Annotated in this window: 25 protein-coding genes; 14 read left to right on the forward strand and 11 right to left on the reverse strand. The window is 67.3% G+C overall.

Features of this window, described 5'->3' with window-relative positions; all coding sequences use genetic code 11:
* Positions 1-6 precede the first annotated feature (6 nt).
* The gene (locus tag ACOEQ2_RS13025; protein ID WP_419728400.1) at positions 7-1,164 is read right to left on the reverse strand and encodes a diguanylate cyclase; all 1,158 of its coding nucleotides are present in this window, start codon (positions 1,162-1,164) and stop codon (positions 7-9) included.
* A 198-nt stretch (positions 1,165-1,362) separates the two neighbouring features.
* On the opposite strand from ACOEQ2_RS13025, the gene ACOEQ2_RS13030 reads away from it, so the two are divergent.
* On the forward strand, positions 1,363-1,752 hold the full coding sequence (locus ACOEQ2_RS13030) for a hypothetical protein (protein ID WP_419728401.1): 390 nt from the start codon (positions 1,363-1,365) through the stop codon (positions 1,750-1,752).
* A 47-nt stretch (positions 1,753-1,799) separates the two neighbouring features.
* On the opposite strand, the gene ACOEQ2_RS13035 is transcribed toward ACOEQ2_RS13030, so the two are convergent.
* A complete protein-coding gene (locus ACOEQ2_RS13035; RefSeq protein ID WP_419728402.1) occupies positions 1,800-2,963 on the reverse strand; it encodes an SDR family oxidoreductase in 1,164 nt (387 codons plus the stop codon).
* Between the two features lie 13 nt (positions 2,964-2,976).
* On the opposite strand from ACOEQ2_RS13035, the gene ACOEQ2_RS13040 reads away from it, so the two are divergent.
* Both ACOEQ2_RS13040 and ACOEQ2_RS13045 read left to right on the forward strand, forming a co-directional pair.
* Positions 2,977-3,510: a DUF6481 family protein gene (locus tag ACOEQ2_RS13040; RefSeq protein ID WP_419728403.1), complete on the forward strand. Its 534-nt coding sequence runs from the start codon at positions 2,977-2,979 to the stop codon at positions 3,508-3,510.
* Positions 3,511-3,569: 59 nt separating this feature from the next.
* The gene (locus ACOEQ2_RS13045; RefSeq protein WP_419728404.1) at positions 3,570-4,388 is read left to right on the forward strand and encodes an SDR family NAD(P)-dependent oxidoreductase; all 819 of its coding nucleotides are present in this window, start codon (positions 3,570-3,572) and stop codon (positions 4,386-4,388) included.
* Here ACOEQ2_RS13045 and ACOEQ2_RS13050 read toward each other — a convergent pair.
* On the reverse strand, positions 4,273-5,406 hold the full coding sequence (locus ACOEQ2_RS13050) for an SDR family oxidoreductase (protein WP_419728405.1): 1,134 nt from the start codon (positions 5,404-5,406) through the stop codon (positions 4,273-4,275). The two genes, ACOEQ2_RS13045 and ACOEQ2_RS13050, sit on opposite strands and share 116 nt — an antisense overlap.
* A gap of 238 nt (positions 5,407-5,644) precedes the next feature.
* On the opposite strand from ACOEQ2_RS13050, the gene cysQ reads away from it, so the two are divergent.
* From cysQ to cysN, 3 genes are read left to right on the forward strand one after another with little or no spacing between them, the layout of a single operon-like run.
* Positions 5,645-6,574, forward strand: coding sequence for a 3'(2'),5'-bisphosphate nucleotidase CysQ (gene cysQ / locus ACOEQ2_RS13055; protein WP_419728406.1), 930 nt, complete (start codon positions 5,645-5,647; stop codon positions 6,572-6,574).
* Positions 6,571-7,470, forward strand: coding sequence for a sulfate adenylyltransferase subunit CysD (gene cysD, locus ACOEQ2_RS13060; RefSeq protein WP_419728407.1), 900 nt, complete (start codon positions 6,571-6,573; stop codon positions 7,468-7,470). Before cysQ ends, cysD begins: the two co-directional genes overlap by 4 nt.
* Entirely contained in the window at positions 7,470-9,386 is a 1,917-nt protein-coding gene (gene cysN / locus ACOEQ2_RS13065) for a sulfate adenylyltransferase subunit CysN (protein WP_419728408.1), read from the forward strand. The genes cysD and cysN overlap by 1 nt, the downstream gene beginning before the upstream one ends.
* Positions 9,387-9,489: 103 nt before the next feature.
* Here the strand turns inward: cysN and ACOEQ2_RS13070 are convergent, their stop codons facing one another.
* The 7 genes from ACOEQ2_RS13070 to ACOEQ2_RS13100 are packed head-to-tail and all read right to left on the reverse strand — an operon-like array spanning position 9,490 to position 15,898.
* Complete coding sequence (locus ACOEQ2_RS13070; RefSeq protein ID WP_419728409.1) at positions 9,490-10,074, reverse strand: LutC/YkgG family protein; 585 nt, start codon at positions 10,072-10,074, stop codon at positions 9,490-9,492.
* Entirely contained in the window at positions 10,071-11,570 is a 1,500-nt protein-coding gene (locus ACOEQ2_RS13075; RefSeq protein WP_419728410.1) for a lactate utilization protein B, read from the reverse strand. The genes ACOEQ2_RS13070 and ACOEQ2_RS13075 overlap by 4 nt, the downstream gene beginning before the upstream one ends.
* Positions 11,567-12,283, reverse strand: coding sequence for a (Fe-S)-binding protein (locus ACOEQ2_RS13080; RefSeq protein ID WP_419728411.1), 717 nt, complete (start codon positions 12,281-12,283; stop codon positions 11,567-11,569). The genes ACOEQ2_RS13075 and ACOEQ2_RS13080 overlap by 4 nt, the downstream gene beginning before the upstream one ends.
* Before the next feature lie 5 nt (positions 12,284-12,288).
* Positions 12,289-13,578, reverse strand: a complete 1,290-nt coding sequence (locus ACOEQ2_RS13085; RefSeq protein WP_419728412.1) for an L-fuconate dehydratase — start codon at positions 13,576-13,578, stop codon at positions 12,289-12,291.
* Positions 13,575-14,417 carry a fumarylacetoacetate hydrolase family protein gene (locus ACOEQ2_RS13090; RefSeq protein WP_419728413.1) on the reverse strand — a complete coding sequence of 281 codons (843 nt, stop codon included), beginning with the start codon at positions 14,415-14,417 and terminating at the stop codon, positions 13,575-13,577. Before ACOEQ2_RS13090 ends, ACOEQ2_RS13085 begins: the two co-directional genes overlap by 4 nt.
* An 18-nt stretch (positions 14,418-14,435) precedes the next feature.
* Entirely contained in the window at positions 14,436-15,185 is a 750-nt protein-coding gene (locus ACOEQ2_RS13095) for an SDR family oxidoreductase (RefSeq protein ID WP_419728414.1), read from the reverse strand.
* Between the two features lie 23 nt (positions 15,186-15,208).
* A complete protein-coding gene (locus ACOEQ2_RS13100; RefSeq protein WP_419728415.1) occupies positions 15,209-15,898 on the reverse strand; it encodes a FadR/GntR family transcriptional regulator in 690 nt (229 codons plus the stop codon).
* Between the two features lie 132 nt (positions 15,899-16,030).
* On the opposite strand from ACOEQ2_RS13100, the gene ACOEQ2_RS13105 reads away from it, so the two are divergent.
* Genes ACOEQ2_RS13105 through ACOEQ2_RS13135 form a run of 7 tightly spaced genes read left to right on the forward strand, consistent with a single transcriptional unit; the run spans position 16,031 to position 23,769 of the window.
* Complete coding sequence (locus ACOEQ2_RS13105; RefSeq protein ID WP_419728416.1) at positions 16,031-17,578, forward strand: sugar ABC transporter ATP-binding protein; 1,548 nt, start codon at positions 16,031-16,033, stop codon at positions 17,576-17,578.
* Complete coding sequence (locus tag ACOEQ2_RS13110) at positions 17,575-18,621, forward strand: ABC transporter permease (protein WP_419728417.1); 1,047 nt, start codon at positions 17,575-17,577, stop codon at positions 18,619-18,621. Before ACOEQ2_RS13105 ends, ACOEQ2_RS13110 begins: the two co-directional genes overlap by 4 nt.
* 60 nt (positions 18,622-18,681) lie before the next feature.
* Positions 18,682-19,647: an ABC transporter substrate-binding protein gene (locus ACOEQ2_RS13115; protein ID WP_419728418.1), complete on the forward strand. Its 966-nt coding sequence runs from the start codon at positions 18,682-18,684 to the stop codon at positions 19,645-19,647.
* A 30-nt stretch (positions 19,648-19,677) separates the two neighbouring features.
* Positions 19,678-20,697, forward strand: coding sequence for an aldo/keto reductase (locus ACOEQ2_RS13120; RefSeq protein ID WP_419728419.1), 1,020 nt, complete (start codon positions 19,678-19,680; stop codon positions 20,695-20,697).
* The gene (locus tag ACOEQ2_RS13125; protein WP_419728420.1) at positions 20,694-21,710 is read left to right on the forward strand and encodes a zinc-binding alcohol dehydrogenase family protein; all 1,017 of its coding nucleotides are present in this window, start codon (positions 20,694-20,696) and stop codon (positions 21,708-21,710) included. Before ACOEQ2_RS13120 ends, ACOEQ2_RS13125 begins: the two co-directional genes overlap by 4 nt.
* A complete protein-coding gene (locus ACOEQ2_RS13130; RefSeq protein WP_419728421.1) occupies positions 21,710-22,846 on the forward strand; it encodes a mannitol dehydrogenase family protein in 1,137 nt (378 codons plus the stop codon). The genes ACOEQ2_RS13125 and ACOEQ2_RS13130 overlap by 1 nt, the downstream gene beginning before the upstream one ends.
* Positions 22,843-23,769 (forward strand): sugar kinase, encoded by a 927-nt coding sequence (locus ACOEQ2_RS13135; RefSeq protein WP_419728422.1) that lies wholly within the window; start codon positions 22,843-22,845, stop codon positions 23,767-23,769. Before ACOEQ2_RS13130 ends, ACOEQ2_RS13135 begins: the two co-directional genes overlap by 4 nt.
* Here ACOEQ2_RS13135 and ACOEQ2_RS13140 read toward each other — a convergent pair.
* Positions 23,748-24,167, reverse strand: a complete 420-nt coding sequence (locus ACOEQ2_RS13140) for a hypothetical protein (RefSeq protein ID WP_419728423.1) — start codon at positions 24,165-24,167, stop codon at positions 23,748-23,750. The two genes, ACOEQ2_RS13135 and ACOEQ2_RS13140, sit on opposite strands and share 22 nt — an antisense overlap.
* A 111-nt stretch (positions 24,168-24,278) precedes the next feature.
* On the opposite strand from ACOEQ2_RS13140, the gene ACOEQ2_RS13145 reads away from it, so the two are divergent.
* A complete protein-coding gene (locus ACOEQ2_RS13145) occupies positions 24,279-25,247 on the forward strand; it encodes a D-2-hydroxyacid dehydrogenase family protein (RefSeq protein WP_419728424.1) in 969 nt (322 codons plus the stop codon).

The raw sequence follows: 25,247 nt of genomic DNA on the forward strand, positions 1-25,247 counted from the left end.
CGTGGGCTAGATGAAGTCCCGCCTCTGCCGACGGCCGGTACGCAGTCCGGCGCGCAGCCGAAGCGGCTCGGGATCGTCCCGCACGGTGTCGTCCGCGGCCTCCGCCGGCTCGCCGATATGGAGTTCGGTTCGGTTCCGGGTGAGGCGCTTGGCGCGGTAGAGCGCACGGTCCGCCATCGCCATCTGGTCGTCGACGCTCAGCGCCTCGTCGGTGCCGACGGTAACGCCGACGCTGACGGTAAAGCAGGGGCTGGGACCGTGGGCACTGGCAGCCTTCCGGAGGGTTTCGGCGAGATCGCGGGCCTGCGTCACGGTGACGTTGTCGATGGCCAGCGCGAACTCGTCGCCGCCGATGCGTCCGAGGACGACGTCCGGTCCGGCCAGCTCGGACGCGATCCGGGTGAACCGCGTGATCACCGCATCGCCGGCGGCGTGGCCGAAGCCGTCATTGATCCGCTTGAAGTGGTCGATATCGACCAGGATGATGGTGCGCCGGCGCAGCGGTCCCGCCGCCCGCCAGAAGCCACGGCGGTTGAGGGCGCCGGTGAGCTCGTCCCTGAGGGCCTCCCGCTGCTGCGCGAGTAGCGCCCGCTCGACGATCAGGATCAGGCTGAGGCCGGGCCACAGCATGATGTAGACCAGCATCTCGACGGGCAGTGCCGCGTGCAGGAGCCAGGGCCAGGGCAGCAACCGTGGCTGCATGATCGCCACCGTCCAGAGCACCGTGCAGCAGAGATGGACAGTGCCGACCAGGAGCAGGCTGGCCTGCGGATCGCTCTGCCTGGGGTTCTGCAGCAGCGGCATCATGCACAAGGCGGTCAGGGCGCTGCTGACGAGGGTGGCGGCGAGCAGCCGATCGGGTGGGGACGTGCGGAAGACGGGTAACAGGCACAGCGCCAGCCAGAGCAGCGGCGGCAGGATCAGCCATGCCAGCGACGCGCGGCGGTTGAAGATCTGTGCCGTTGCCCGCCAGGCGAGGAAGCCGCCGAGCAGGTGCAGCGCGATGGCGACGTCCGGCACGAGCCCGATGCCACGCGGCGCCAGCGCCGTCACGGCCATGCCGATGGCGCTGCAGAGCGTGGCGAAGCCGACCAGGCGCAAGGCCGGGCTCGGCTGGTGCCGATAGACGATGCCGCACAGCAGCGGAGCTGCCACGACAGGCATGTCTGAGGTCGCGAAGGTCGGCAGCATGGGTCAACCCGGGCAGATTCTGCATCCGATTTATAACAAGCAATAACGAGATTTTCACGAAGTATTTCGGATCCGAACGAAATGATGTCGGACTTGTGTCGGGACAGCGTGAGCGACTAGATCGTATCGGCCGCGCTGCCATGTCGCGCCGCCGGTCGGGAGACATGCGACATGGGACAGCTTTTACGCGCCGGCACCGCGCTTGCCGTGCCGACGCTGGCGCTGGTCGTCGCCTGGTCCGCAGTGACCGGGCCGGCGTTTGCGCAGACGGCCCCCGCTGCCACGCCCGCCGGAACTGCGGCCGCGCCTCCCGACACCCAGGAGAACCTCACGGTGCTCGGGCACCGCAAGACCTTCGAGACGGCACCGATGCCGGGGCCTGCACTGCAGCCTCCGCCGGACAAGCCGGACGTGCATCTCGGTCGCTACAAGGTTTCCGGTGACCAGAGCACGCCCGACGGCAGGGATGCCCAGACCGGCGCCCTGATCGCCCCGTTCGGCACCGCCTATACCGGTGCCAGCCCTGTGGCAGGCGGCCTGGCGTCGCATTTCGAGCACTGAGCAGGCCGGTCAGCCCAACCGGCCCGGCGATCGCGCAAGCCCGGCTTTCAGTCGCCCCGGCTCAGGAAACTGGTGACGAAGTGGCGCAGCCGCTCGACGTCGAGGACCGTCTCCTGGCGGATGCCGGCCGCATGCACGTTGGTCCGGTCGAAGCGACGCACCTGGCCGAGATACGGCATGTAGTGGCGCAACCGCTGCATCAGCGCCTCGGCGAGCCTGCTGGCCGGGCCCGCATCCTCCGGTAGCCGGTCGATCGAGAAGCCGGCCAGCGGCGACAGCGTGCTCAGAACCTGCACCAGCGGCAGCGGGCTCTCGCTGGTCAGGTGGAACGCATGGCCTTCGGTCGGCCGGCCCGCCTCCATCAGCGCGATCATCTCAGCGACCACGACGTCGACCGGGATCAGGTCCAGGGTCGCACCGCCGGGCATCGGCAGCAGCACGGTCTCGCCCGCAACCCGGCCCGAACGGCCCAACTGCTCGATGGTCTCGGCGACCTTGTAGAACCCCGACAATGCCGACAGCCGGTGGGTGATGGAGTGGCCGATGATGATGCTCGGCCGGAAGATCCGGAACGGCAGCGCCGGCCGGGACCCATCAGCCCTGCACTCGCTGCGCACCAGGGCCTCCGCCGTCCACTTGCTCTCCTCGTAGGCGTTGGTGAAGGCGTCGGGCTGGCTGGCATCGTCCTCCAGGATGTCGCCGTCCCGGTCGCCGGCGATGTAGGCGGTGCTGACGTAATCGAATTCCGACGCACCCAGCCGGCGGGCGGCCTCGACCATGAGCCGGGTGCCCGCCACGTTGGTGCCGAGGATGGCCTCGCGGTCGGCGGCGCGGAAGGACAGGTTGGCGGCGCAATGCACCACCCGCAGCGGCACCGCGTCGCGTCCGGGGCGCCGTTCGGCCAACTGCGCGAGCCAGTCGATGTTCGACAGGTCGGCGCGGATGGCGATGGCACGCGGAAGCAGCTCGCCCAGGCCGTCATCGAGTGCCCGGTCATGCGCCGCGCGGGTGAGGGCGGCCGTCAGCCGGAGGCTCGCCGCCGCGTCGTCATCCGCCCGGATCAGGCAGATCGCACGCGCGTCCGGATGGCGGTCCAGCCAGGCGATGATGAACTGCGACCCGAGAAACCCGCTGCCTCCGGTAACCAGTAGATCGCCCGCGTCACCGTTCCGGCCGGCCGCCGTGGCACTATCGTCGAGTCTTGGCTGCATTGGGTCTCTGCTCGTGGAACTCTGGGAGCTGTGCATCGTCCTGTCGCGATGCAAGCCGGCCTTGCTATACTGGATGTGGTCGCCAGATGGGAAACGCGGTACTGCTCCGGCCGTATCCGTCTCCCTGGCCCTCCGCGGGCCGATCGCGACGGACCATGTTCTCCACCATCTTCCGAGGGCCAAGACCATCTTCAAGGGAAACAAGTTCGGCGAACGTCAATCCACGTCCGCTGATGCGAAGCGTGCCGTGCTCGCCAAGTTCCAGCAGCGTCCGTCGCCCGACGATCCAGAGGTCCAGGCCCGCGCGGCCGAACGCAAGGCGATCGCAGAGGCGCGTGAGGCCCGGCTTGCCGAGCGGCGTGTCGAGCGCGAGGCCGAGGCCGCGCGTCAGGCCGCAGAGCGCGAGGCAGCGGCGGCTGCCGAGGCGGTCCGGCGCAAGGAGGAGGAGGCCCAGGCTCTCGAAGCCGCACGGGCCGAGGCTCTCCTCAAGCTCGAGCAGAAGGCGGCCCGCGACGCCCGCTACGCCGCCCGCAAGGCTCGCCGCTGATCCAATCGGAGCCGTCACCGGACGTCGATGCCGCGCCGCCGGTCGCGCCACCCCACGCGGTGGTTACGGGCGGCACCGGCGGTATCGGCCGATGGGCGGCACTCGGGCTCGCAGAAGCCGGCTACCAGGTGATCCTGGTCGGCCGCGACCCGGAGCGACTACGCTCCGCGTCCGACTGGATAGGCGGGCGTGTGCCGAACCGGGTGCCGCTGTCGATCGAGGCCGACCTGTCACTGCTGGCTCAGACCCGGCGGGCGGCGGCAGAGGTGCTCGAACTGACCCCGGTCCTGGACATCCTGCTCAACAACGCCGGGACTCTGTCCAGCCGGCGTGCCGACACCGCCGAGGGCCACGAGACCACCCTTGCGGTGAACCATCTTGCGCCGTTCGTGCTGACCCGGGCACTGCTTCCCGCCTTGCAGCGCTCCGGGCATGGCCGCGTGGTGATGACGGGCTCCTCGACCTCCGACCGTGCCCGCATCGATCCGGACGATCTGGAACTGCGTCGGCGCTGGCGAATGACCCGCGCCTATGGTCGCTCCAAACTCGCGTCGCTGATGACCAGCATCGAGCTGGCCGGCGAGGCGGCGGGGTCCGGGGTCACCATCAACGTGGTGCATCCGGGCCTGGTGGCGACCGGGCTGGTGCGGACCGGCGGCATCGTCCAGCTCGCCTGGAGGGCGATGGCGCCGTTCGCGCTGACCGAAGCACAGGGCGCCGAACCGCTGCTCGATGCCGCCTTGTCGCCGGGACTCGCAGGGGTCAGCGGATGCTATCTGAAGCGGTGCGCCGTGGTTGCGCCGAACCCGCTTGCGGATGATCCCGGTCTGCGCCGGCGCGTGTTGCGGGCGACTGCGCACCTGGTCGGGCAGGCCTGAGATCGGTCGCTGCGGGTGGCCGTGCCACGGGCTCGCCTGCAAGCGGCCGCGTGGTCGGGAGACGCCGCCAGATCGATAGCAGCCGCAGGTGTGTGCTCCAGCCGCGCGCCCTGCTGGCGAAGCCGCCCTGCATCCGGCACCTGCTGTCCTGCGGCTGGAACAAAGCGGGTGCGGAGGCGCGGTCGGGCAGGGATCCGGCATCGTCCTGCGGCAGCTCGGAGGCGAAGTCGCTCTTGGAGACCAGGTAGCCGGCGAGCCGCAGCGACAGCCGCGTGATCAGCGCATAGGCGATCACCACGCCGGTCAGGATCATCTCGCCGCCGCGGCCGGTGGCGCATGCATACACCCCCTCGGCCGCGACCTCGGGAGCATAGACAGGCGGCACCGGTCGCGCCGGAAACCCCATATGCGAGGCGGCGTGGTCGAAGAACGGCGTGTTGATCGCCGGTGGGAACAGCGTGCCGACCCGGACCCGGCTGCCGGCAAGACGCAGCTCCAGCCGGAGCGATTGGCCGAACGCCCGCACCGCCGCCTTGGCGCCCGAATAGGAGCTCATCAGCGGCACGCCATGGAACACCACGGCCGAGCAGACATTGACGATACTGCCTTCGTTGCGGGGCTGCATGTGCGCCAGCGCCACGCGGGTCCCGTTGACGGTTCCGAGATAGGTGACGTCGGTCACGCGGCGGAACTCGCGCTCGCTCACGTCGGTGAAGCGCCCGTACACACCGTTCCCGGCCGCGTTGACCCAGACGTCGATCGGGCCGAGCGCCGCGGTGATCGACCTCGCCGCCGACGAGAGTGCCTCGCTGTCGATGACGTCCGCTGCGGCATGGGTGAGCCTGGCACCCGGGGTCAGGCTCGCGATCAGCGCAACCGCGTTGACCAGTCGCGCATCGCTGCGTGAGATCAACCCGACGCGCCAGCCCCGTGCGGCGAACAGTGCGGCACTGCACAGCCCGATCCCGGACGACGCGCCGGTGATCGCCACCACTCGTGTCCGCTCCGGCTTCGTCATGACCATGGATGTGCAGGCAGGCTGGGGCGCATGGCGTATTAGCACTGCGAGCCCGACCCCTGTAAATCGAGCCGGCGGCTTTGATGGCGCACGGCCGGCGCACGGTTTCTGGAGCAATCCCGTGGGCGTCCGGCTTCTGCGGGTCGCGTCGTCGGGCGCATTGGGTTATGGGCTGGCGGTATCCGGGACGACGATTGCTGCCCTCGTTTCCGCCACTCGCGCCAGGAGCCTGTCCGCCATGCCGCACGGTCCCGAGACGCTTGCGCACGCCGTCGACCGGACCGCCCCCATGCATCCGGCCGACGTCGATGGCGACGACCTGGCACTGCTCGATGGCTTCGTGACGATGGCGCTGCAGGCCGGGGCGGCGATCCTCGAGATCTATAACGGCGAGGCGGTCGCGAGCCTCGTGAAGCGCGACGGCTCGCCGGTCACGGCGGCGGACCGGGTCGGCGAGGCGATCATCCTGGCGGCGCTCGATCGGCTGGCGCCCGGTCTGCCGGTGGTGGCCGAGGAGGCAGTGGCCGCCGGCACGGTGCCGCTCACGTCCGGCGATTTCATCCTGGTCGACGCACTCGACGGCACCCGCGAGTTCGTCGCGCGACGCGAGGACTTCACGGTCAATATCGCGCTGGTTCGTGATCGGTGTCCGGTCCTCGGCGTGGTGTTCGCTCCGGCACTCGGGGCGCTTTATGCGGGGCTGCCGGGTGGCGGCGCCTGGCGGGGCGACATCGTCAACGGGGCCGCGGCCGCCTGGATGCCGATCTCGGCCGCACGGCGCGAGGGTGGCGCGGCTGCCGGCCTGCGGGTGGTGGCCAGCCGCTCGCACATGAGCGACGCGACGCGCGACTATATCCGCCGGTTCGACGTGGCAGGGCTGGTGTCGGCGGGCTCGTCGCTGAAGTTCTGCAGGGTGGCGACGGGCGAGGCGGATCTGTATCCGCGCCTCGGCCGCACCATGGAGTGGGACACGGCAGCCGGCGATGCGGTGCTGCGCGCGGCCGGTGGCACGGTCGTGACGCTCGGAGGGCTGCCGCTGACCTATGGCAAGCGCCGGCAGCCGGACGACGCCGATTTCGCCAACCCGTGGTTCGTGGCGCACGGCGCGTTCGATCTCGCGGCCTGCAGGGTCGACCGGGCGACTGCCGCATCGGAGCGGGTTTCTTGACGATCCTCACTCATCTGCAGCGCCTGGAGGCCGAAAGCATCCACATCCTGCAGGAGGTGGTGTCGGAAACCGAACGGCCGGTGATGCTGTATTCGGTCGGCAAGGACAGCGCGGTGATGCTGCACCTGGCCCGCAAGGCGTTCTTTCCGGGATCGCCGCCGTTTCCGCTGCTGCATGTCGACACCACCTGGAAGTTCCAGGAGATGTACCGCCTGCGCGACCGGATGGCGCTGGATAGCGGCATGCAGCTGCTGGTGCATCACAACCCGGACGCGATGGCGCGCGGCATCAATCCGTTCGATCACGGCGCGCTGCATACCGACCTGTGGAAGACCGAGGGCCTGAAACAGGCCTTGGACAAGCATGGCTTCGACGCGGCGTTCGGGGGAGCCCGTCGGGACGAGGAAAAAAGCCGTGCCAAGGAGCGGATCTTCTCGTTCCGATCGGCCAGCCATCGCTGGGATCCGAAAACGCAACGTCCGGAGCTCTGGCAGTTGTACAACGCGCGCAAGAATCGCGGCGAGAGCATCCGGGTGTTCCCGATCTCGAACTGGACCGAGCTCGATATCTGGCAATATATCCAGCTCGAGAACATCCCGATCGTGCCGCTGTACTTCGCCGCACCCAGGCCGACGGTGAAGCGTGACGGGATGATCCTGGTGGTCGATGACGAGCGTTTCCGCCTGGCGGAGGGAGAGGTGCCGGTGCAGCGATCGGTGCGGTTCCGCACCCTCGGCGATTATCCGCTGACCGGTGCGGTGGAGAGCGATGCGGCCACCCTGTCGGAGGTGATCCAGGAAATGCTGCTGACCACGACGAGCGAGCGGCAGGGCCGGGCAATCGATCATGACGTTGCCGCCTCCATGGAAAAGAAGAAGCAGGACGGGTATTTCTGATGAGCGGCGAGCCGGAAGCGTCCAGGCAGTATGCGACCGATGCGCTGATCGCGCAGGATGTCGACGCCTATCTCGACCGGCATCGGCATAAATCGCTGTTGCGCTTCATTACCTGCGGTTCGGTGGATGACGGCAAGTCCACGCTGATCGGACGCCTGCTCTATGACAGCCGGATGATCTTCGACGACCAGCTGGCAACCCTCGAAGCGGACAGCCGGCGGCTCGGCACGCAGGGCCAGAACATCGATTTCGCGCTGCTGGTCGACGGGCTGGCGGCGGAGCGCGAGCAGGGCATCACGATCGACGTCGCGTATCGTTTCTTCTCGACCGAGCGCCGCAAGTTCATTGTCGCCGATACGCCGGGACACGAGCAATACACGCGAAACATGGTGACCGGCGCCTCCACGGCCGACCTCGCGGTGATCCTGATCGATGCGCGCAAGGGCGTGCTGACGCAGACCCGCCGGCATAGTTATCTCGCGCACCTGCTCGGCATCCGCAACCTGGTGCTGGCGGTCAACAAGATGGACCTGATCGGCTACGATCAGGCGCGCTACGACGCGATCGTTGCCGAATACGGGGAGTTTGCGCGCTCGATCGGGATCACCGCCTTCACCCCGATGCCGATTTCGGGCCTTGCCGGCGACACCATCACGAGCGTTTCGCCGAACATGCCGTGGTACGCCGGGCCGACGCTGATCGAGCATCTGGACACCGTGCCGCTCGAGCTGACGATCGAGCAGGACAGGCCGTTCCGGATGCCGGTGCAGCTGGTGAAGCGGCCCAACCTCGATTTCCGCGGCTTCTCCGGACTGATCGCGTCCGGCGTGGTGCGTCCGGGCGATCCGGTGCGCGTCCTGCCGTCCGGACGCACCACCCGGGTCGCCCGCATCGTCACCTTCGATGGTGATCTCGAGCAGGCGGTGGCCGGGCAGTCCGTCACGCTGACGCTGGCCGACGAGGTGGATTGCTCGCGTGGCGACGTGATCAGTGCCGCCGATGCGCCGCCGGAAGTTGCCGACCAGTTCGAGGCGACGCTGATCTGGATGGCCGACGAACCGATGCTGCCGGGGCGGCCGTACTTGCTGAAACTCGCCAGCCAGATGGTGACGGCGCAGGTGCAGGCTCCGAAATACCAGGTGAACGTCAACAGCATGGAGCATCTTGCGGCGCGCACGCTGGAGCTGAACGCAATCGGCGTCGCCAATCTCTCGACCGACCGGCCGCTGGTATTCGCACCATACGCCGAAAGTCGCGAACTCGGCGGATTCATCCTGATCGACAAGATCAGCAATGCGACGGTGGCGGCAGGCCTGCTGCATTTCGCGCTGCGCCGGGCACAGAACATCCATTGGCAGGCGATCGAGATCAATCGCGAGGCGCATGCGAGCCAGAAGCAGCAATCGCCGCGCGTGCTGTGGTTCACCGGGCTTTCCGGGGCGGGGAAATCGACGATCGCGAACCTGGTCGAGAAGAAGCTGCACGCGCAAGGGCGTCACACCTTCCTGCTCGATGGCGACAACGTCCGGCACGGGCTCAACAAGGATCTCGGATTCAGTGATGCAGACCGGGTGGAGAACATCCGCCGCATCGGCGAAGTCGCGCGGTTGATGACCGATGCCGGGTTGATCGTGCTGACCGCGTTCATCTCGCCGTTCCGGCCGGAACGCGCGATGGTGCGCTCGATGCTGCCGCCCGGCGAATTCATCGAGATCCATATCGACACGGCACTCGCCGAGGCCGAGCGGCGCGACGTGAAGGGGCTCTACGGCAAGGCCCGTCGCGGTGAGCTGAAGAACTTCACGGGCATCGACAGCCCTTACGAGCCGCCGGAAAACCCCGAGATCCGCATCGACACCAGCACGACGACGCCGGAGCAGGCGGCCGAGCTGATCGTGGATTATCTCTCCGGCTGAGCGATCGGCAGGTTGCCCCGCGAGCGGCTCTAGAAGGTCAACGACTGCCTCCCTGTAAAGGCCCGTCATGGAGGCAAAGGCGAGGTCTCCTGCGCCGAAACCGCTACGGCGTGAGCAGGACCGTGAGAGCCCTCACGCCTTGTGCGCCATGGATCAGCACGCCCTCGATATCCGCCGTCGCGGACGGACCGGTCTGCAGCACGAGGTAGTTTCCGGCGAGGAAGTCCGGGCGGGCATAGGCATCGTGCAAGGTCTCGAGGATCGTGTCGGGATCGACCAGGATCAGCAGCCGCTGTGCCAGGTAGCCGAGCGAGTTGACCCCGAGATCGACGGCCCGCAAGGCCACCGAGCCGGTCTCGGCGACGGCGAAGCGTGCGCGCAGCACCGCCAGGTCCACGTCGGCCATCGAGGCCGGGTCGGCGTCGGAGACCGGCCGGTTGCCGGGCAGGTCGGCCACCATCGAGCAGACGATTGCGGCCTCGTCGATCATCGCGCGGGCAGGGGCAAGGCGGTCGTCGGGCGGGCCGGGGTCGAGCAGCCTGCCGCCCATCTGGGTCAGTCGCCGCCGGAACTCCTGGAGGCGCGGTTCGTGTTGCGACCTCCCGCCGACCGGGAGTTCAGGGAGCGGCCGCTCGAGGTGCGGGCGGTTGCGGCGGATCGACGCCAGAACCGTCTCCCGGGAGGTCATGCGGGCTCGTCCCCGGGCTTGCCGCGTCGGCTCCGGTACCAGGCGTGGAAACTCTGCCCCGGCGGCATCGGAACGTCGCGGCCTTTGCCCCACGCGTTGGCGCGGTTGTAGAGCGCGACGTGCGGCATGTGCGGCAACACGGCGTTGGCGACAGTCACCGCGGCCCGATACGCCACCGGCCGCGCCAGCAGCAGGGCCGCGCCCTTCATCGACAACTGCTTGGTCATCGACGGCTCGTGATGCTCCGCCATGACCTTGCGCCATGACAGGATCTGCTCGTGGATATTGATCTTGACCGGGCAGACCGCGGTGCAGCTCCCGTTCAGCGTCGAGGCGAACGGCAACATGCTGTATTTGCGTCGGTTGAAGCTGGGGTCGATGATCAATCCGATCGGCCCGGCATAGGTGGCGCCGTAGGACAGGCCGCCGGACCGGCGATAGACCGGGCAGGTATTCATGCAGGCGCCGCAGCGTATGCACTTGAGCGAGGTCCAGAATTCCTCGGCGCCGAGGCGTTCCGAGCGACCATTATCCACCAGGATCACGTGCATCTCCCCGCCGGCGCGCGGTCCGCGGAAATGCGACGTGTACTGGGTGATCGGCGAGCCCAGCGCCGAGCGTGACAGCAGCCGGATGAACACGCCGAGATCCTGCGTGCGCGGGATGATCTTCTCGATGCCGGCAGACACGATATGCACACGTGGCACGCTGGCGCACAGATCGGCGTTACCCTCGTTGGTGCACACGACCACGGCGCCACTGTCGGCCACCAGGAAATTCGCCCCGGTCATGCCGACGATGGCCTCCAGGATAAGGGGGCGATTATTCTCGCGCTGGCTTTCCGCGAGGTAGGCCGGATCGTCATTGTCCGGATCCGTCCCGATCGTGCGCGCGAACACCGCCGCCACATCGGAGCGCAGCTTGTGCACGGCTGGCACCACGACATGGCTCGGATCCTCGTTGTCGAGCTGCTGGATGCGCTCGCCGAGATCGGTCTCGATCACCGCGATGCCGGCCTGCTCCAGGTGTGGACGCAGCCCGCATTCCTCGGTCAGCATCGACTTGCTCTTGACCAGCCGGGTGGCGCCGTTCGCCCGCATGATATCGGCGACGATGCGGTTGTGCTCGGCTGCGTCGGTCGCCCAATGCACGGTGACGCCGTTAGCGATCGCGTTGGTTTCGAATGTCTCGAGCAGCGTGTCGAGATGCGTGAGCGCATGTTCCTTGATCGCGGACGCGAGCGTGCGCAGTTCCTCCCACTCGGGAATGCCGCGTGCTTCCCGATCACGTTTCTCGCGTAGATCCCAAAGGCGCTTGTCGTGGAAGGACAGGTGATCCGGCGCCGCCAGGAACCGTTCGGCCGCCTCTGCATGGTCGATCGGACGGCGGCCACGATCGTGGGCGCCCCGTGGCTGGGCCTCCCGCTCGGGCGCGGCGCCGTCCGGGGCGATCGGCCGGGAGCGTCCCTCGGCATGGTCGATGGACACCCGTTTCATGCGTTCAGCACCTGTGCGATATGGATGAACTGCAGATCCAGCCCATGCCGCGACGCGCTGCCGGCCTGGTGCATCAGGCACGACATGTCGGCCGACACGACGTATTCCGCACCGCTGCGCGCCTGGCGGGTGACCTTGTCCAGCCCCATGCGCGCCGAGACCGCCTGCTCGGACACCGAGAAGGTGCCGCCGAAGCCGCAGCATTCATCGGCGCGCTCCGTCTCGACCAGTTCGAGCTCCTGCACCCGGGCCAGCAGCGCCCGCGGCTTGGAAAAGAACGCGACATTGAGCTCGGGTACGGACTCGTGCCCGAGACTCCGCAGCGCCGTGCAGCCGTTATGCAGCGTGACGCGATGCGGGAACGTGGCTGACGGAAGTTTGTCCGCGCCGACGACGTCGTGCAGGAACTCCACCAGCTCGTATGTCCGCGCGCGCAGCTCACGGGGCAGATTGGACTTGTTGCGCACGTGATGCACGCAGCTCGCGGACGGGCAGACGACTGCGTCGAAGCTGTCGAAATTGCGGACGAACAACGCCTCGACCGGTCCGCACTCACCGATGAAGCCGCTGTTTCCCATCGGCTGGCCGCAGCAGGTCTGCGCCTCGGGATACGCGACCGAGTGCCCCAGCCGTTCGAGCAGTTCGAGCGTGGCGATTCCGACATCACGATAGAACAGGTCGATGAAGCACGGAATGAACAGCCCGATCCGCATGACCGTCATATCCCGTTGCTGGCGCCGAACCGATAGGCCGCAAGGCTTTCCGGCTTCATCGTGATCGAGAAGCCGGGCGCCGTCGGCGGCATGTAGGCGGCATCAGAGATGATGCACGGATCGACGAAGTGTTCATGCAGGTGATCCACATATTCGATCACCCTGTTCTCCATGCTGCTCGAGATCGACACGTAGTCGATCATCGACAGGTGCTGGACATACTCGCACAAGCCGACGCCGCCGGCGTGCGGACACACCGGCACACCATACTTGTCGGCCATCAGCATCACCGCCAGGATCTCGTTCACGCCCCCCAACCGGCAGGCATCGATCTGCGCGATGTCGATCGCGCCACGCATGATGAACTGCTTGAACAGGATGCGGTTCTGGCACATCTCGCCGGTGGCGACGCCGATTGGTGCGACCCCGTGGCGGATCGCGCGATGGCCCTCGACATCATCGGGGCTGGTCGGCTCCTCGATGAACCACGGCTTTGCGAACGACAGCGCCTGTACCCACTCGATCGCCTGCCCGACCTCCCAGACCTGGTTCGCGTCGATCATCAGTCTGCGATCCGGGCCGATCTCCTCACGGACGATGCGGAGCCGGCGGATGTCGTCGGCGAGATCGCGGCCCACCTTGAGCTTGATGTGGCTGAAGCCGGCCGCCACCGCCTCCCGGGAAAGCCGGCGCAGCTTGTCGTCGTCATAGCCGAGCCAACCCGCCGACGTGGTGTAGCTCGGATAGCCGGACCGGCGCAGATGGGCGATCCGCTCCGCCTTGCCGGCGGCCTTGTCCTGCAGGCGCTCCAGTGCCTCTTTGGGCGTGATGCAGTCGGTGATGTAGCGGAAGTCGATGGCGCGGACGATCTCTTCCGGGCTCATTTCCGCGACCAGCTGCCAGACCGGGCGGCCGACTTCCTTGCCCCACAGGTCCCACACGGCGTTCACCACCGCGCCGGTGGCAAGATGGATGGCGCCCTTGTCCGGGCCGATCCAGCGCAACTGGCTGTCGCCGGTGACGTGGCGCCAGAAGCGTCCGGGATTCTCCTTGATCCAGTCGAGCTCGAGCCCGACCACGTTATGCGCCAGCGCCTCGATCGCCAGGCAGCAGATCTCGTTGCCGCGGCCGATGGTGAAGGTGAGGCCGTGACCCTCGAGCCCGGGTATGTCGGTCTCGAGGATGACGTAGGCCGCCGAATAATCCGGATCCGGGTTCATCGCATCGGAACCGTCCAATGCGCGCGATGTCGGGAACCGGATGTCGAGGGTGCGTAATCCGGTGATACGGGTCATGACGCGTCGACGACCCTCTGACGCTGTTCGCCGAGCCCGTCGATGCCGAGGCGCATGGTCTGCCCGGCGCGCAGGAACACCGGCGGCGTCTTGCCCAGGCCGACGCCGGGCGGGGTTCCGGTCGAGATGATGTCGCCCGATTGCAGGCTCATGAACTGGCTGCAGTAGCTGACCAGCGTGCGCACGTCGAAGATCATCGTCTGCGTGGTGCCGTCCTGCATGCGCGTGCCATCGACCTCCAGCCACAGATGCAGCGCCTGCGGATCGGGCACCTCATCGGCGGTGACCAGCCAAGGCCCGATCGGTCCGAAGGTGTCGCAGCCCTTGCCTTTGTCCCAGGTGCCGCCTCGCTCCATCTGCCATTCGCGTTCCGATACGTCGTTCACCACGCAATATCCGGCGACATGGGCGAGCGCATCCTCCGGCGTGATGTAGCGTCCGGGTGCGCCGATCACCACGCCGAGCTCGACTTCCCAGTCGGTCTTGGAAGAAAGGCGCGGGATCTCGACATCGTCGTTCGGCCCGGTGATGGCGCTGATCCATTTATTGAACAGGATCGGCTCCTTCGGGATCGGCGAGCCGGTTTCGGCTGCGTGATCGGAATAGTTCAATCCGATGCAGATGAATTTGCCGACGCCCCCGACACAGGCGCCGATCCGGCCCGCTTCCGCAAGCGGCAGGCTATCCGGATCGAGGGCGCGCAGGCGGTCGAGTGTCGCCGGCAGCAGGGTCGATCCGGCGATATCGGGGACATGCGCCGAGAGGTCGCGGACATGGCCCTGCGCGTCCAGTATCCCGGGGCGTTCCTGGCCGGCCTGGCCATGGCGAACGAGTTTCATGGTCTCAACTCCTCGGATTCAATTCAGCCAGCCGCCATCGATGATGATCGTGGTGCCGGTCGTGAAACGGCTTTCGTCGGAGCCGAGATACACCGCGAGGGCTGCGATCTCCGACGCGGTGCCGAGCCGGCCCATCGGCTGGCGGGCCCGAAACGCGGCGAGCGACTCCGCGACGCTGGTGCCGCGCGCCTGGGCCAGGTCGGCCACGCGGCCGGCAAGCGACGGCGTCTCGATGGTGCCGGGGCAGATCGCGTTGCAACGCACGCCGCGCGCCACATAATCGGCGGCGACGGATTTGGTCAGGCCGATCACCGCACCCTTGGAGGCTCCGTAGGCGCAACGATCCGGCACCCCCTTCAGGCTCGACGCGACCGAGGCGATGTTGACGATCGAGCCGCCGCCCGCCTCCAGCATCGCCGGCAGCATCGCCCGCATGACGTGGAACATGGCGGTGACGTTGAGGTCGAACGAGAACTGCCAGGCACGGTCGTCGCACTCCAGAATGGAACCGTGCTGCACCGTCCCGGCACAATTCACCAGGATGTCGACGCTGCCATGCTCGCGCGCCAGCGCCTCGATGGCACCCGGATCGAGCACGTCGAGCTGTCGCACGGTGAGGCCGCTCGCGCCCTGGAGCGCGTCGATATTCAAGTCCGTCGCCAGCACCTGTGCGCCCTCCTGCGCCATGGCGTCCGCCGTCGCGCGGCCGATGCCCTGCGCCGCCGCGGTGACCAGCACGCGCTTGCCCTGAAGTCGTCCGCCTGCCATCGGCATCTCCTGTTTCCGCATGATCAATCGCCGAGCCAGCGTTCGGCAGAGTTGTGCAGGTGTGTGCGCATCGCCGCTTCCACGCGCAGGACGTCCGTCGCCTCAAGTGCCGAGAGGATCGCATCATGTTCGGCAAGCGCGATACGCCAGGTGCCGCTATTCTCGAACTTCGTGCTCAGCTTTGCCAGGATGATGCCCTGGCGGCCATCGAACAGCTCGCCGACAAGTCGGGTGAGGACGCTGTTGCCGGCCTGGCTCGCGAGCAGCACATGAAATTCCCGGTCCTGCTCGAGCGGCACCCGGCCGGCCTCGATCGTCTGGCGCATGCTCCGGAGCAGTTCGCGCAGGGCCGCAAGCATTTCAGACGTCATCCGAACGCACGCCATCACCGCGACCGTCCCCTCGACCGCGATGCGCGCCTGCATGATCTCGGACGGGCTTTCCCCGAGCGACGATGCCGGTGGCGCCGGTTGCTGACCGGCGCTGACATAGATCCCGGACCCCATGCGGATCTCGACGCTGCCATCGATCTCGAGCGCGATCAGCGCCTCCCGCAATGACGGGCGCGACACCCCCAGGGTCTGGGCGAGTTCACGTTCTGCCGGCAGCCGTGTCGAGGGCTGGAAATCGCCACGCTGGATCAGCTCGCGGATCCGGTCGGCGATCTGCTGATACAGCCGGCGCTGCTCGATTGGCCTGATCAATTCCGGCATCGCATGACCCCCGCGCTCCAGTTGGGGCATTTCGGCGTTGACTGGTAAGGCCAATTATCCTAGTTCGGCAAGTAAGAAAATCTGGGCAGGACCGATCGGACCAACCGCGCCGGCGCCCCCGGGGGAAACGACATGACGATTGCGGCGCATCACGCGTCCGATCCGACCGATGATCGGACGATCCTCCGCCTCGAGGGGATCACCAAGCGCTTTCCGGGCGTCGTAGCGCTCGACCGCGTCGATTTCGATACCAGGCGCGGCGAAGTGCATGCGTTGTGCGGCGAGAATGGCGCCGGCAAGTCGACATTGATGAAGATCATCAGCGGCGCCTTCCTGCCCGACGAAGGCACCATGATCTTCAAGGGCCAGGCGCGCCGGTTCGCCTCGACGCTCGAGGCGGAAGCAGCCGGGATCGGCATCATTCACCAGGAACTCAATCTGGTGCCGCATCTGAGCGTGGCGGAGAACATCTTCCTGGCGCGTGAGCCGCGGCGCGGTCCGTTCGTCGATCGCCGGCGCCTGTTGCGCGAGTCTGCGCGCTGCCTGCAGCGTCTCGGCGTCGACATCGACCCGTCCGCGTCGGTTCGCAGGCTTTCCGTGGCCCAGCAGCAGATGGTCGAGATCGCGAAGGCGCTGTCGACAAACGCCGAACTGCTGATCATGGACGAGCCGACGTCGTCGCTCACCGAGTCCGAGACGACGCTGCTGTTCAACGTGATCCGCGACCTCAGGCGCGAGGGCGTCGGCATCATCTACATCTCGCACCGTCTCGACGAGATGTCGGAGATCGTCGACCGGGTCACGGTGTTCCGCGACGGCCGTTATGTGAGCACCGACGACTTCGAGGCGACGAATATCGATGCGATCGTCTCGCGGATGGTCGGGCGAACGCTGGAGGACAAGTTCCCGCACCGTACCTCGGTGCCGACCGAAGACGTGCTGCTGAAGGTCGACGGCCTGACCCGCAAGGGCGTGTTCCACGATATCGGCTTCACCGTGCGCCGCGGCGAGATCCTGGGATTTGCCGGATTGATCGGCGCCGGCCGCACCGAGGTCGCCCGTGCCATTTTCGGTGCCGATCGACGTGACTCCGGAACCGTGACGTTCGAGGGCCGGACCGTGTCGCCCGCATCGCCGCGGGACGCGATCGCGCGCGGGTTCGCGTATCTGTCGGAGGACCGCAAGAGCCAAGGCCTGGCGATCAAGATGTCGCTGGCCAGCAACATGACGCTGGCCAATATCGGCGCCGTCTCGAGCCGCGCCGGCCTGCTCGACTTTTCCAAGGAGGCAGACGTAGCCCGGCGCTACGTCGATCTGCTCAACATCCGCACGCCCTCGATCCACCAGGTGGCAAGGCTCCTCTCGGGCGGCAACCAGCAGAAGATCATCATCGGCAAGTGGCTGTTCAGTGGCGCCCGCATGCTGTTCTTCGACGAGCCGACGCGCGGCATCGATGTCGGCGCGAAATTCGCCATCTACCAGATCATGGACGAGCTGGCGGCGCAGGGCATCGGCGTGGTGCTGATCAGTTCCGAGCTGTCCGAGATCCTCGGCATGACAGACCGGGTTGCGGTGTTCCACCAGGGCCGGATCGCCGGAATTCTCGATACCGCGGCCACCGACCAGGAAGAGATCATGCATTACGCATCAGGCCGCCGGATCTCCGGAGTCGCGGCATGAAGGACGGGTCGTTGCCGCCATCGCCCTCGACGCAGCCTCCGGCGCTTCCCCAGGCCGGGCTGTACGACAGGCAGAAGGATCTCATCCAGAAATTCGCGGCCTTCGGCGGCCTGGTGCTGCTGATGATCGTGTTCTCGATCACCAGCCGCGCCTTCATGACGGTCGACAACGCGCTCACCGTGTCGCTGCAGGTCACCTCGATCGCGATCCTGGGCATCGGTGCCACCTGCGTCATCATCACCGGCGGGATCGACCTCTCCGTCGGCTCGATCGTGGCCCTTGCCGGAGTATCGGCCGCCCTCGTGGTGAAGGCGGGCGCACCGGTCTGGCTCGGCATGTTCGTCGGCATCCTGGTCGGTTCGGCCTGTGGTTTCCTCAACGGGCTCGCCGTCACCCGGCTGCGGCTGCCACCCTTCATCGCGACACTCGGCATGATGATGGTGGCGCGCGGCCTGGCGTTGCAGATCACCGGCGCGCGGGCGGTCTCCGGTCTTGGGCAGGGCTTCGGGGTTCTCGGCAACGGTTCGCTGTTCCGGGTGGAGAGCATCGGATCGGACGGCTTCCCGAACGTCGCATTCCCGGGGATCCCGTATCCGGTGATCATCATGATCGTGTTGGCGATCCTGGTGTCGCTGATGCTGACACGCACCGTCCTGGGGCGGCATATCTATTCCGTCGGATCCAATTCCGAAGCGGCTCGGTTGTCCGGCGTCAACGTCGCCCGCGTGACGCAATTCACCTACGTGCTGTCGGGCACCCTGGCCGGACTGACCGGCTGCATCCTGATGTCGCGACTGGTGACCGGCCAGCCGAACGAGGGCATCATGTATGAGCTCGACGCGATCGCCGCCGCGGTGATCGGTGGCACCTCGTTGATCGGAGGCGTCGGGACCATTTCCGGCACCGCGATCGGCTCGTTCGTGATCGGCATCCTGCGCAACGGGCTGAACATGAACGGCGTGTCGGCCTTCACGCAGCAGATCATCATCGGCCTGGTGATCCTGTTCACGGTGTGGATCGACCAGTTGCGCAACCGCCGGTGAGCGCGACACCTGAATAGCCAACGGCTCGGAACAACCGGACCGACAAGGGGGAATACACTCATGGAAAGACGTCACGTTACGAAACTCATGGCGGCGTTGCTGGCAAGCAGCGCATTGCTCGGCCTCACCCAGGGCGCGCAGGCGGCGGACGGCAAGGAGCTGGCCGTGATCGTCAAGACGGTGAACTCGACCTACTGGCAGAACGTGCAGAAGGGCGCGCAATCCGCCATGGCCGACGCTTCGGGCTATCACATGACGTTCGAGGGTCCGGCCTCCGAATCCGCCGTTGCCGACGAGGTCAACCTGGTGGTGAACGCGGTGAACCGGCATGTCGCCGGCATCGTGCTGGCAGCATCCGACCCCGACGCGCTGGTGCCGGCGGCAAAGCAGGCATGGGAGGCACATATCCCGTTGATCGTGATCGACTCGCCGTTGTCGGCCGCCGGAGCACATTATTTCCAGTCGTTCCTGGCCACCGACAACGTTAAGGCCGGACAGCTCTGCGCACAGGCGCTGATCGACAAGGCAGGCCAGACCGGGCAGATCGCGGTGATGTCGTATGTCGCCGGTGCCGGGTCCGAGATCGGTCGCGTGGGTGGTTTCACCGATTACATCAAGGCGCATTCGAAGCTGACCATCATCGGCCCGTACTATTCGCAGTCGCAGATGGCGACGGCCTTGAACCAGACCACGGACGTATTGACCGCGCACCCCGACCTGAAGGGCATCTTCGGCGCCAACGAGCCGACCGCGATCGGCATGGGTCGGGCACTCAAGCAGTCCGGTCGCGCAGGCGCCCTCGCCGCTGTGGGCTTCGACGGCAACGAGGACCTGCAGAATTTCGTCAAGGACGGCACGCTGAACGCGATCGCGGTGCAGGGCTCGTACCAGATGGGCAAGCTCGGCATCCAGACCCTTCTGAAGGTCATCGATCACAAGCCGGTCGAGAAGCAGATCGACACCGGTGTCGTGCTCGTCACCAAGGCGAACATCAATTCGCCGGAGGCAAAGAACGTGCTGTATTAGCGCATCCCGGCGGTGCAGGGAGGGTCCGGAATGGGTGTCGGTGATCGTCGTATGTTGCCGCGGCGTGCGGTGTCACCGACAGGGTTGGGGCTCGGTTGCGCGCAGATGGGCGGCCTGTTCCGCCCGATGCCGTTGCGCGATTGCGAGGAAACCGTGCAAGCGGCGTGGGACGCGGGGATCCGCTATTTCGACACCGCACCCTACTACGGCTACAGCCGATCGGAACGCAGGCTCGGCACGATCCTCGACGGTTTCCCGCGCGACGAGTACGTGCTGAGCAGCAAGGTCGGTCGGCTGATGTTGCCGGATGCGGCGGTGGGTGCGGACGAGGATGGCTGGGTGCGCCCGCTGCCGTTCCGTCCGACCTACGATTACAGCCATGACGGCATCCTGCGGTCGTTCGAGGTGAGCCGGCAGCGCCTCGGTTGCCTCCGGATCGATATCCTCTACGTCCACGATATTGGCCGGGTGACGCATGGCGACCGGCACGCGCAGTACTGGAGCCAGTTGACCACCGGCGGCGGCTTCAGGGCGCTCGCCGAATTGCGCGACTCCGGGCAGGTCGGCGCGGTCGGCCTCGGCGTGAACGAGTGCGAGGTCGTGGCTGACGCAATGCAGGCGTTCGACCTGGACGTCACCATGCTGGCCGGTCGCTACACGCTCCTGGAGCAGGCGAGTGCCGGGTTTCTCGAAGCGTGCCACCGCAACGGCAACGCCATCATCGCGGCAGGCGTCTTCAACTCCGGAGTGCTGGTCGGCAACACCATGTTCAACTACGCCGAGGCGCCGCCGGACATCATCAGGCGCGTGCGGGCGCTGCAGCAGGCCTGCGATGCGTTCGATGTTCCGTTGCCCGCGGCAGCGCTGCAGTTTCCCGTAGCCCATCCGGCGATCACCTCCTGCGTCGTCGGCGCCCATTCGGCGGCACAACTCCGAACCAGTATCGGCTGGTTCGACCACCCGATCCCGGACGCATTCTGGGCGAACCTGAAGCAGCAGGGACTGATCGATCCGGCCGCCCCGACCGGCAATCCAGGCGAGGCAAGATGACGATGCGCGCGATCGTTTGCGAGACTCCCGGTCTGCTGCAGCGTGTCGAGCGGCCGATGCCGGTCCGCGGCGAGGACGAGGTGCTGGTTCGTATCCGTCGCGTCGGCGTGTGCGGCACCGACCTGCATATCTTCAGCGGCAACCAGCCCTATCTGTCGTATCCGCGCGTCATGGGCCACGAGCTTTCCGGCACGGTGGAGGAAGCACCCCCGGGGAGTGGCCTGGCGACATCCGACATCGTCTTCATCATGCCCTACATGTCCTGCGGTCGCTGCCACGCCTGCCTGCAGGGAAAGACCAATTGCTGCAGCGAGATCCAGGTCCTGGGCGTGCACCGGGATGGTGGAATGACGGAGTTCCTGTCCCTGCCACGGCAGTTCGTGCATCACGCAGAGGGCGTGTCGCTCGAGCAGGCGGCGATGATCGAGTTCCTGGCGATCGGCGCGCATGCAGTACGACGCGGCCGTGCGGCGCCGGGACAAAGCGTGCTCGTGGTGGGTGCCGGTCCGATCGGCCTCGCCGTGGCGCTGTTCGCGATCGAAGCCGGAGCCCGTGTGGTGATGCTGGATGGTCGCGCCGACCGGCTCGCCTTCGCCATGCGCCACCTCGCAGTTTCGGGCGTGGTGCAGCTGGGCGAGGCGGACACGGCTGAACTCTCGGCACTGACCGACGGCAATTTCTTCGACGTCGTGTTCGATGCGACCGGCAATGCGGCAGCGATGGAGCGCGGTTTCGGCTTCGTGGCGCATGGTGGAACTTATTTGCTGGTCTCGATCGTTGCCGACCGGATCTCGTTCTCCGACCCGGAGTTCCACAAGCGCGAGACCAGCCTGCTCGGCAGCCGCAACGCCACGATCGAGGATTTCCGGCAGGTGCTGGAGGTGATGCGGGCCGGACGCATCCCCACCGACGCGCTGTGCACCCACCGCATGACCCTGGACGCGGTGCCGACGGACTTCCACACTCTGCTCGATCCGGGCCAGCGCGTCGTGAAGGGCATGATCGAGATCTGATGCGCGACGTGTCGGCGATCCTGCAATTCGGCACCAGCCGCTTCCTGCAGGCGCATGCGGATCTGTTCGTGTCCGAGGCGCTGGATCGGGGCGAGGCGATCGGCACCATTGCCGTCGTGCAGACGACCCGCAACCCGGAGAGCGCCGCCCGGATCGCCGCGATGGCCAGCGGCGACGGCTACCCGGTGCGGATCCGCGGGCTGCAGTCCGGGCAGGCTGTCGATCGCTGGGTCCAGGTGCGGTCGGTGCGACGCGGATTGCAGGCCGACGATGACTGGGACGAGGTGCGGCGTATCTTCGTGCACGAGGCCCGGGTGATCCTCTCGAACACCGGCGACCGCGGCTTCGACCTCGATCCCGCCGACGAGCTGCCCGGCATTCTGGAGGGCAGGGTGCCGCGCAGCTTCCCGGCCAAGCTCGCGGTGCTGCTGCATGCGCGGTGGCAGCGACGGCCGGATGCCGCATTGACGCTGCTGCCGTGCGAGCTCCTGTCCCGCAACGGCGACACCCTCCGCGACCTGGTGATCGACCTGGCCCGGCAGTGCGACCTGCCCGGCGAATTCGTCGCTTATCTCCGGTCACATTGCGTGTGGGTGAACTGCCTGGTCGACCGGATCGTGTCGGAGGCGCTGTCGCCGGTCGGGGCGGTCGCCGAGCCGTACGCGCTCTGGGCGATCGAACGGCAGCACGCAATGCAACTGCCATGCAGCCACGACGCCATCGTGCTGACCGACGATCTCGCGACCTACGAACGGCTGAAGCTGCACATCCTTAATCTCGGCCACACCGTTCTGGCGCAGCTCTGGCTCGACGCGGGCGCGCGTCCGGGCATGACGGTGCTGCAGGCGATGAACGATCCGGAAATGCGAGCGGATCTCGAGAATGTCTGGACCAAGGAGGTGCTGCCGGTGTTCGAGGCGTCGGGGCAGGGGGAACTGGCGAGCGACTATATCGGGACGGTGCGCGAGCGCTTCCTCAACCCCTTCCTGGCGCACCGGCTCGAGGACATCGCGCAGAACCAGGCCGAGAAGAAGCGCCGCCGGCTGCAACCGATCGTCGATGACGCCGAACGCCTCGGACTGGATCTGCCGCAGTCGCGCCTGCGTGCGGCTCTGCAGGCAGGACCGGTGGCGTGAAGACGCTGGTTGCCATCGGCGAGTGCATGGTCGAGGTGGCACCGGCCGGCGCCGATTCGTATTCGCTCGGCTATGCAGGCGACACCTTCAACGCCGCGTGGGCGAGCCGGGTGCTGCTGCCGGCCTCGCATGCGGTCCGCTACGTCACCGCGGTCGGCACCGACTGGGTCTCCGACGAGATGGTCGCCTTCATGGCGCAGGCCGGTCTCGACGTGTCGGCGGTCCGGCGCGATCCGGTGCGCTCGGTCGGTCTGTATGCCGTGCGGCTGGTCGAGGGCGAGCGCTCGTTCGCGTATTGGCGCAGCAACTCCGCGGCAACCAGCCTCGCCGATGATCCATCCGCGCTCGCGTTGTCGCTGCAGGGCGCCGACATCGTGCTGTTCTCCGGCATCACCCTGGCGATCCTGTCGGAAGCCGCCCGCGAGACGCTGTTCACTGCTCTTGTCGAGGCGCGCCGCAACGGAACGCGGATCGCCTTCGACCCGAACCACCGACCACGCCTCTGGCCCTCCGACACCGCGGCGCGGGACACGCTGACCGCGTTCTGCCGCATCGTCGACTGCGTGCTGCCGAGCTTCTCCGACGAGGCGGCCTTGTTCGGCGACGCATCCCCATCCGCGACGGCCGCCCGCTTCGCCGAGCTGGGTGTCAGCGAGATCGTCGTGAAGAACGGTCCGGATCCGGCGCTGTGCGTGGTGGACGGCGTGTCAAAGTGGATACCGGCCCGTCCGGTGGAGCACGTGCTGGACACCACCGGCGCCGGCGACGCGTTCAACGGCGCCTACCTCGCGGGCCGCCTGGAGGGCCTGGATGCGTTGGCGGCGGTGGCGCGTGGCCATCAGGTCGCGGCAGTTTCGGTGCAGACCCGCGGCGCGCTGATCCCGACCGGCTCACGGCTCGCTCACTTCATCGAGGCCTGCTGAGCCGCGTACAGCGCCCGGTAGTCATAGGTCGGATAGAACTCGGTACGGAACCCGCCCCACGCCGCCTTCTCCACCAGCGCGTTGATCTCGCGCAGCCGCTCCGACGGGAAGCGCAGCGTGACCACCTGGCCGATCCCCATCATCACGTACCAGGACACTACCTCGACCCCCGCCGGCGGAAAATGCGCGAACCATCCCGTCTGCTTCAGGTGCGCGTTGATCTCGTCGAGCGTCTTGCTCTCGTCGTGGCGGAGAAAGATCGTCAGCATCTCCATGCCCCGACCGCCGGTGGCGTCCGCTCCCGGATCCGGTGCGGCCGCCTGCGCCGATCGGACTGCCAGCAGAGGCAGCACCGACAACGCAGCGAGGCCGCGCGCGAAGAAGCGACGTGTGTTCATCAGGATGCTCCTGTTGGGACGTGTCTGTGGGGAACCGGTGTCGGGCCGGCGCGGTTGCCATGGCACCGTGGCTATGCCCGGGTGCGACCATAATCGGGGACGGAGGCGGACATGACGGCGATTGCGGTTCTTGACGATTGGCAGGGCGTTGCTCGCACGAGCGCCGACTGGTCGCCGCTGCAGGCACGTGCAGAGCTGGTGTTCTTCCACGAGGCGTTTGCCGACGAGGACGCGGCCGCAGAGGCGCTCGCCCGCTTCGACATCCTGCTCACCATGCGCGAACGGACGCCATTTCCCGCGTCGCTGATCGCCCGCCTGCCACGCTGCCGGATGATCGGCATCACCGGCGCGGCCAACCCGTCGCTCGATCTCGCGGCCTGCCGTGCGCACGACATCACCGTCTGCAATACCGGCGGCGTCCCGGGCGGCGCCGGGTTCGCCACCGCCGAGCTGGCCCTCGGGCTGCTTCTGGCCGCCGCACGTTCGGTCCCGGCCGGCGACGCTGCGATCCGTGCCGGGCGTTTCCAGGACGGTGTTCCGGAGGGTATCGCACTGGCCGGCCGGACCCTCGGCCTGATCGGGCTGGGACGGCTCGGCACGCGGATGGCGCACTACGCCCGGGCACTCGACATGCAGGTGCTGGCGTGGAGCCCGAACCTCACCGCCGAGCGGGCCGCCGCAGCGGGTGCGGCACCGGTGTCGCTCGACCAGCTGCTGGAACGGTCAGATGCGGTGAGCCTGCACCTGGTGCTGTCGGATCGGACGCGCGGCGTCCTGGGCGCGGCCGAGCTTGCGCGCATGAAACCCGGCGCCATCCTGGTCAACACGTCACGCGGCCCGTTGATCGACGAAGCCGCACTCGTCGAGGCCGTGCGCGAAGGCCGGATCACTGCCGCCCTCGACGTGTTCGACCAGGAGCCGCTGCCGTCGGACCATCCACTCCGCACGGCGCGGAACACCGTCCTGACGCCGCATCTCGGTTACGGCGTCGCTGAGACCTGGGCAGCCTTCTACGGCGACAGCGTTGCCAACGCGACGGAATTTCTCGACGGCCGTCCGGTGCGGGTTGTAGGCGGCTGA

This window comes from Lichenicola sp. (assembly GCF_965198575.1).
GTDB lineage: Bacteria > Pseudomonadota > Alphaproteobacteria > Acetobacterales > Acetobacteraceae > Lichenicola.

Coding starts and splice junctions, on each gene's coding strand:
- ACOEQ2_RS13070 (WP_419728409.1), bottom strand. CDS start 10,074: ATGACCTCCCGGGAGACGGTTCTGGCGTCGATCCGCCGCAACCGCCCG.
- cysQ (WP_419728406.1), top strand. CDS start 5,645: ATGCCGCACGGTCCCGAGACGCTTGCGCACGCCGTCGACCGGACCGCC.
- ACOEQ2_RS13035 (WP_419728402.1), bottom strand. CDS start 2,963: ATGCAGCCAAGACTCGACGATAGTGCCACGGCGGCCGGCCGGAACGGT.
- ACOEQ2_RS13105 (WP_419728416.1), top strand. CDS start 16,031: ATGACGATTGCGGCGCATCACGCGTCCGATCCGACCGATGATCGGACG.
- ACOEQ2_RS13130 (WP_419728421.1), top strand. CDS start 21,710: ATGCGCGACGTGTCGGCGATCCTGCAATTCGGCACCAGCCGCTTCCTG.
- ACOEQ2_RS13080 (WP_419728411.1), bottom strand. CDS start 12,283: ATGCGGATCGGGCTGTTCATTCCGTGCTTCATCGACCTGTTCTATCGT.
- ACOEQ2_RS13075 (WP_419728410.1), bottom strand. CDS start 11,570: ATGAAACGGGTGTCCATCGACCATGCCGAGGGACGCTCCCGGCCGATC.
- ACOEQ2_RS13025 (WP_419728400.1), bottom strand. CDS start 1,164: ATGCCTGTCGTGGCAGCTCCGCTGCTGTGCGGCATCGTCTATCGGCAC.
- ACOEQ2_RS13085 (WP_419728412.1), bottom strand. CDS start 13,578: ATGACCCGTATCACCGGATTACGCACCCTCGACATCCGGTTCCCGACA.
- ACOEQ2_RS13120 (WP_419728419.1), top strand. CDS start 19,678: ATGGGTGTCGGTGATCGTCGTATGTTGCCGCGGCGTGCGGTGTCACCG.
- cysN (WP_419728408.1), top strand. CDS start 7,470: ATGAGCGGCGAGCCGGAAGCGTCCAGGCAGTATGCGACCGATGCGCTG.
- ACOEQ2_RS13115 (WP_419728418.1), top strand. CDS start 18,682: ATGGAAAGACGTCACGTTACGAAACTCATGGCGGCGTTGCTGGCAAGC.
- ACOEQ2_RS13140 (WP_419728423.1), bottom strand. CDS start 24,167: ATGAACACACGTCGCTTCTTCGCGCGCGGCCTCGCTGCGTTGTCGGTG.
- ACOEQ2_RS13030 (WP_419728401.1), top strand. CDS start 1,363: ATGGGACAGCTTTTACGCGCCGGCACCGCGCTTGCCGTGCCGACGCTG.
- ACOEQ2_RS13090 (WP_419728413.1), bottom strand. CDS start 14,417: ATGAAACTCGTTCGCCATGGCCAGGCCGGCCAGGAACGCCCCGGGATA.
- ACOEQ2_RS13125 (WP_419728420.1), top strand. CDS start 20,694: ATGACGATGCGCGCGATCGTTTGCGAGACTCCCGGTCTGCTGCAGCGT.
- ACOEQ2_RS13110 (WP_419728417.1), top strand. CDS start 17,575: ATGAAGGACGGGTCGTTGCCGCCATCGCCCTCGACGCAGCCTCCGGCG.
- ACOEQ2_RS13145 (WP_419728424.1), top strand. CDS start 24,279: ATGACGGCGATTGCGGTTCTTGACGATTGGCAGGGCGTTGCTCGCACG.
- ACOEQ2_RS13050 (WP_419728405.1), bottom strand. CDS start 5,406: ATGACGAAGCCGGAGCGGACACGAGTGGTGGCGATCACCGGCGCGTCG.
- ACOEQ2_RS13095 (WP_419728414.1), bottom strand. CDS start 15,185: ATGGCAGGCGGACGACTTCAGGGCAAGCGCGTGCTGGTCACCGCGGCG.
- ACOEQ2_RS13100 (WP_419728415.1), bottom strand. CDS start 15,898: ATGCCGGAATTGATCAGGCCAATCGAGCAGCGCCGGCTGTATCAGCAG.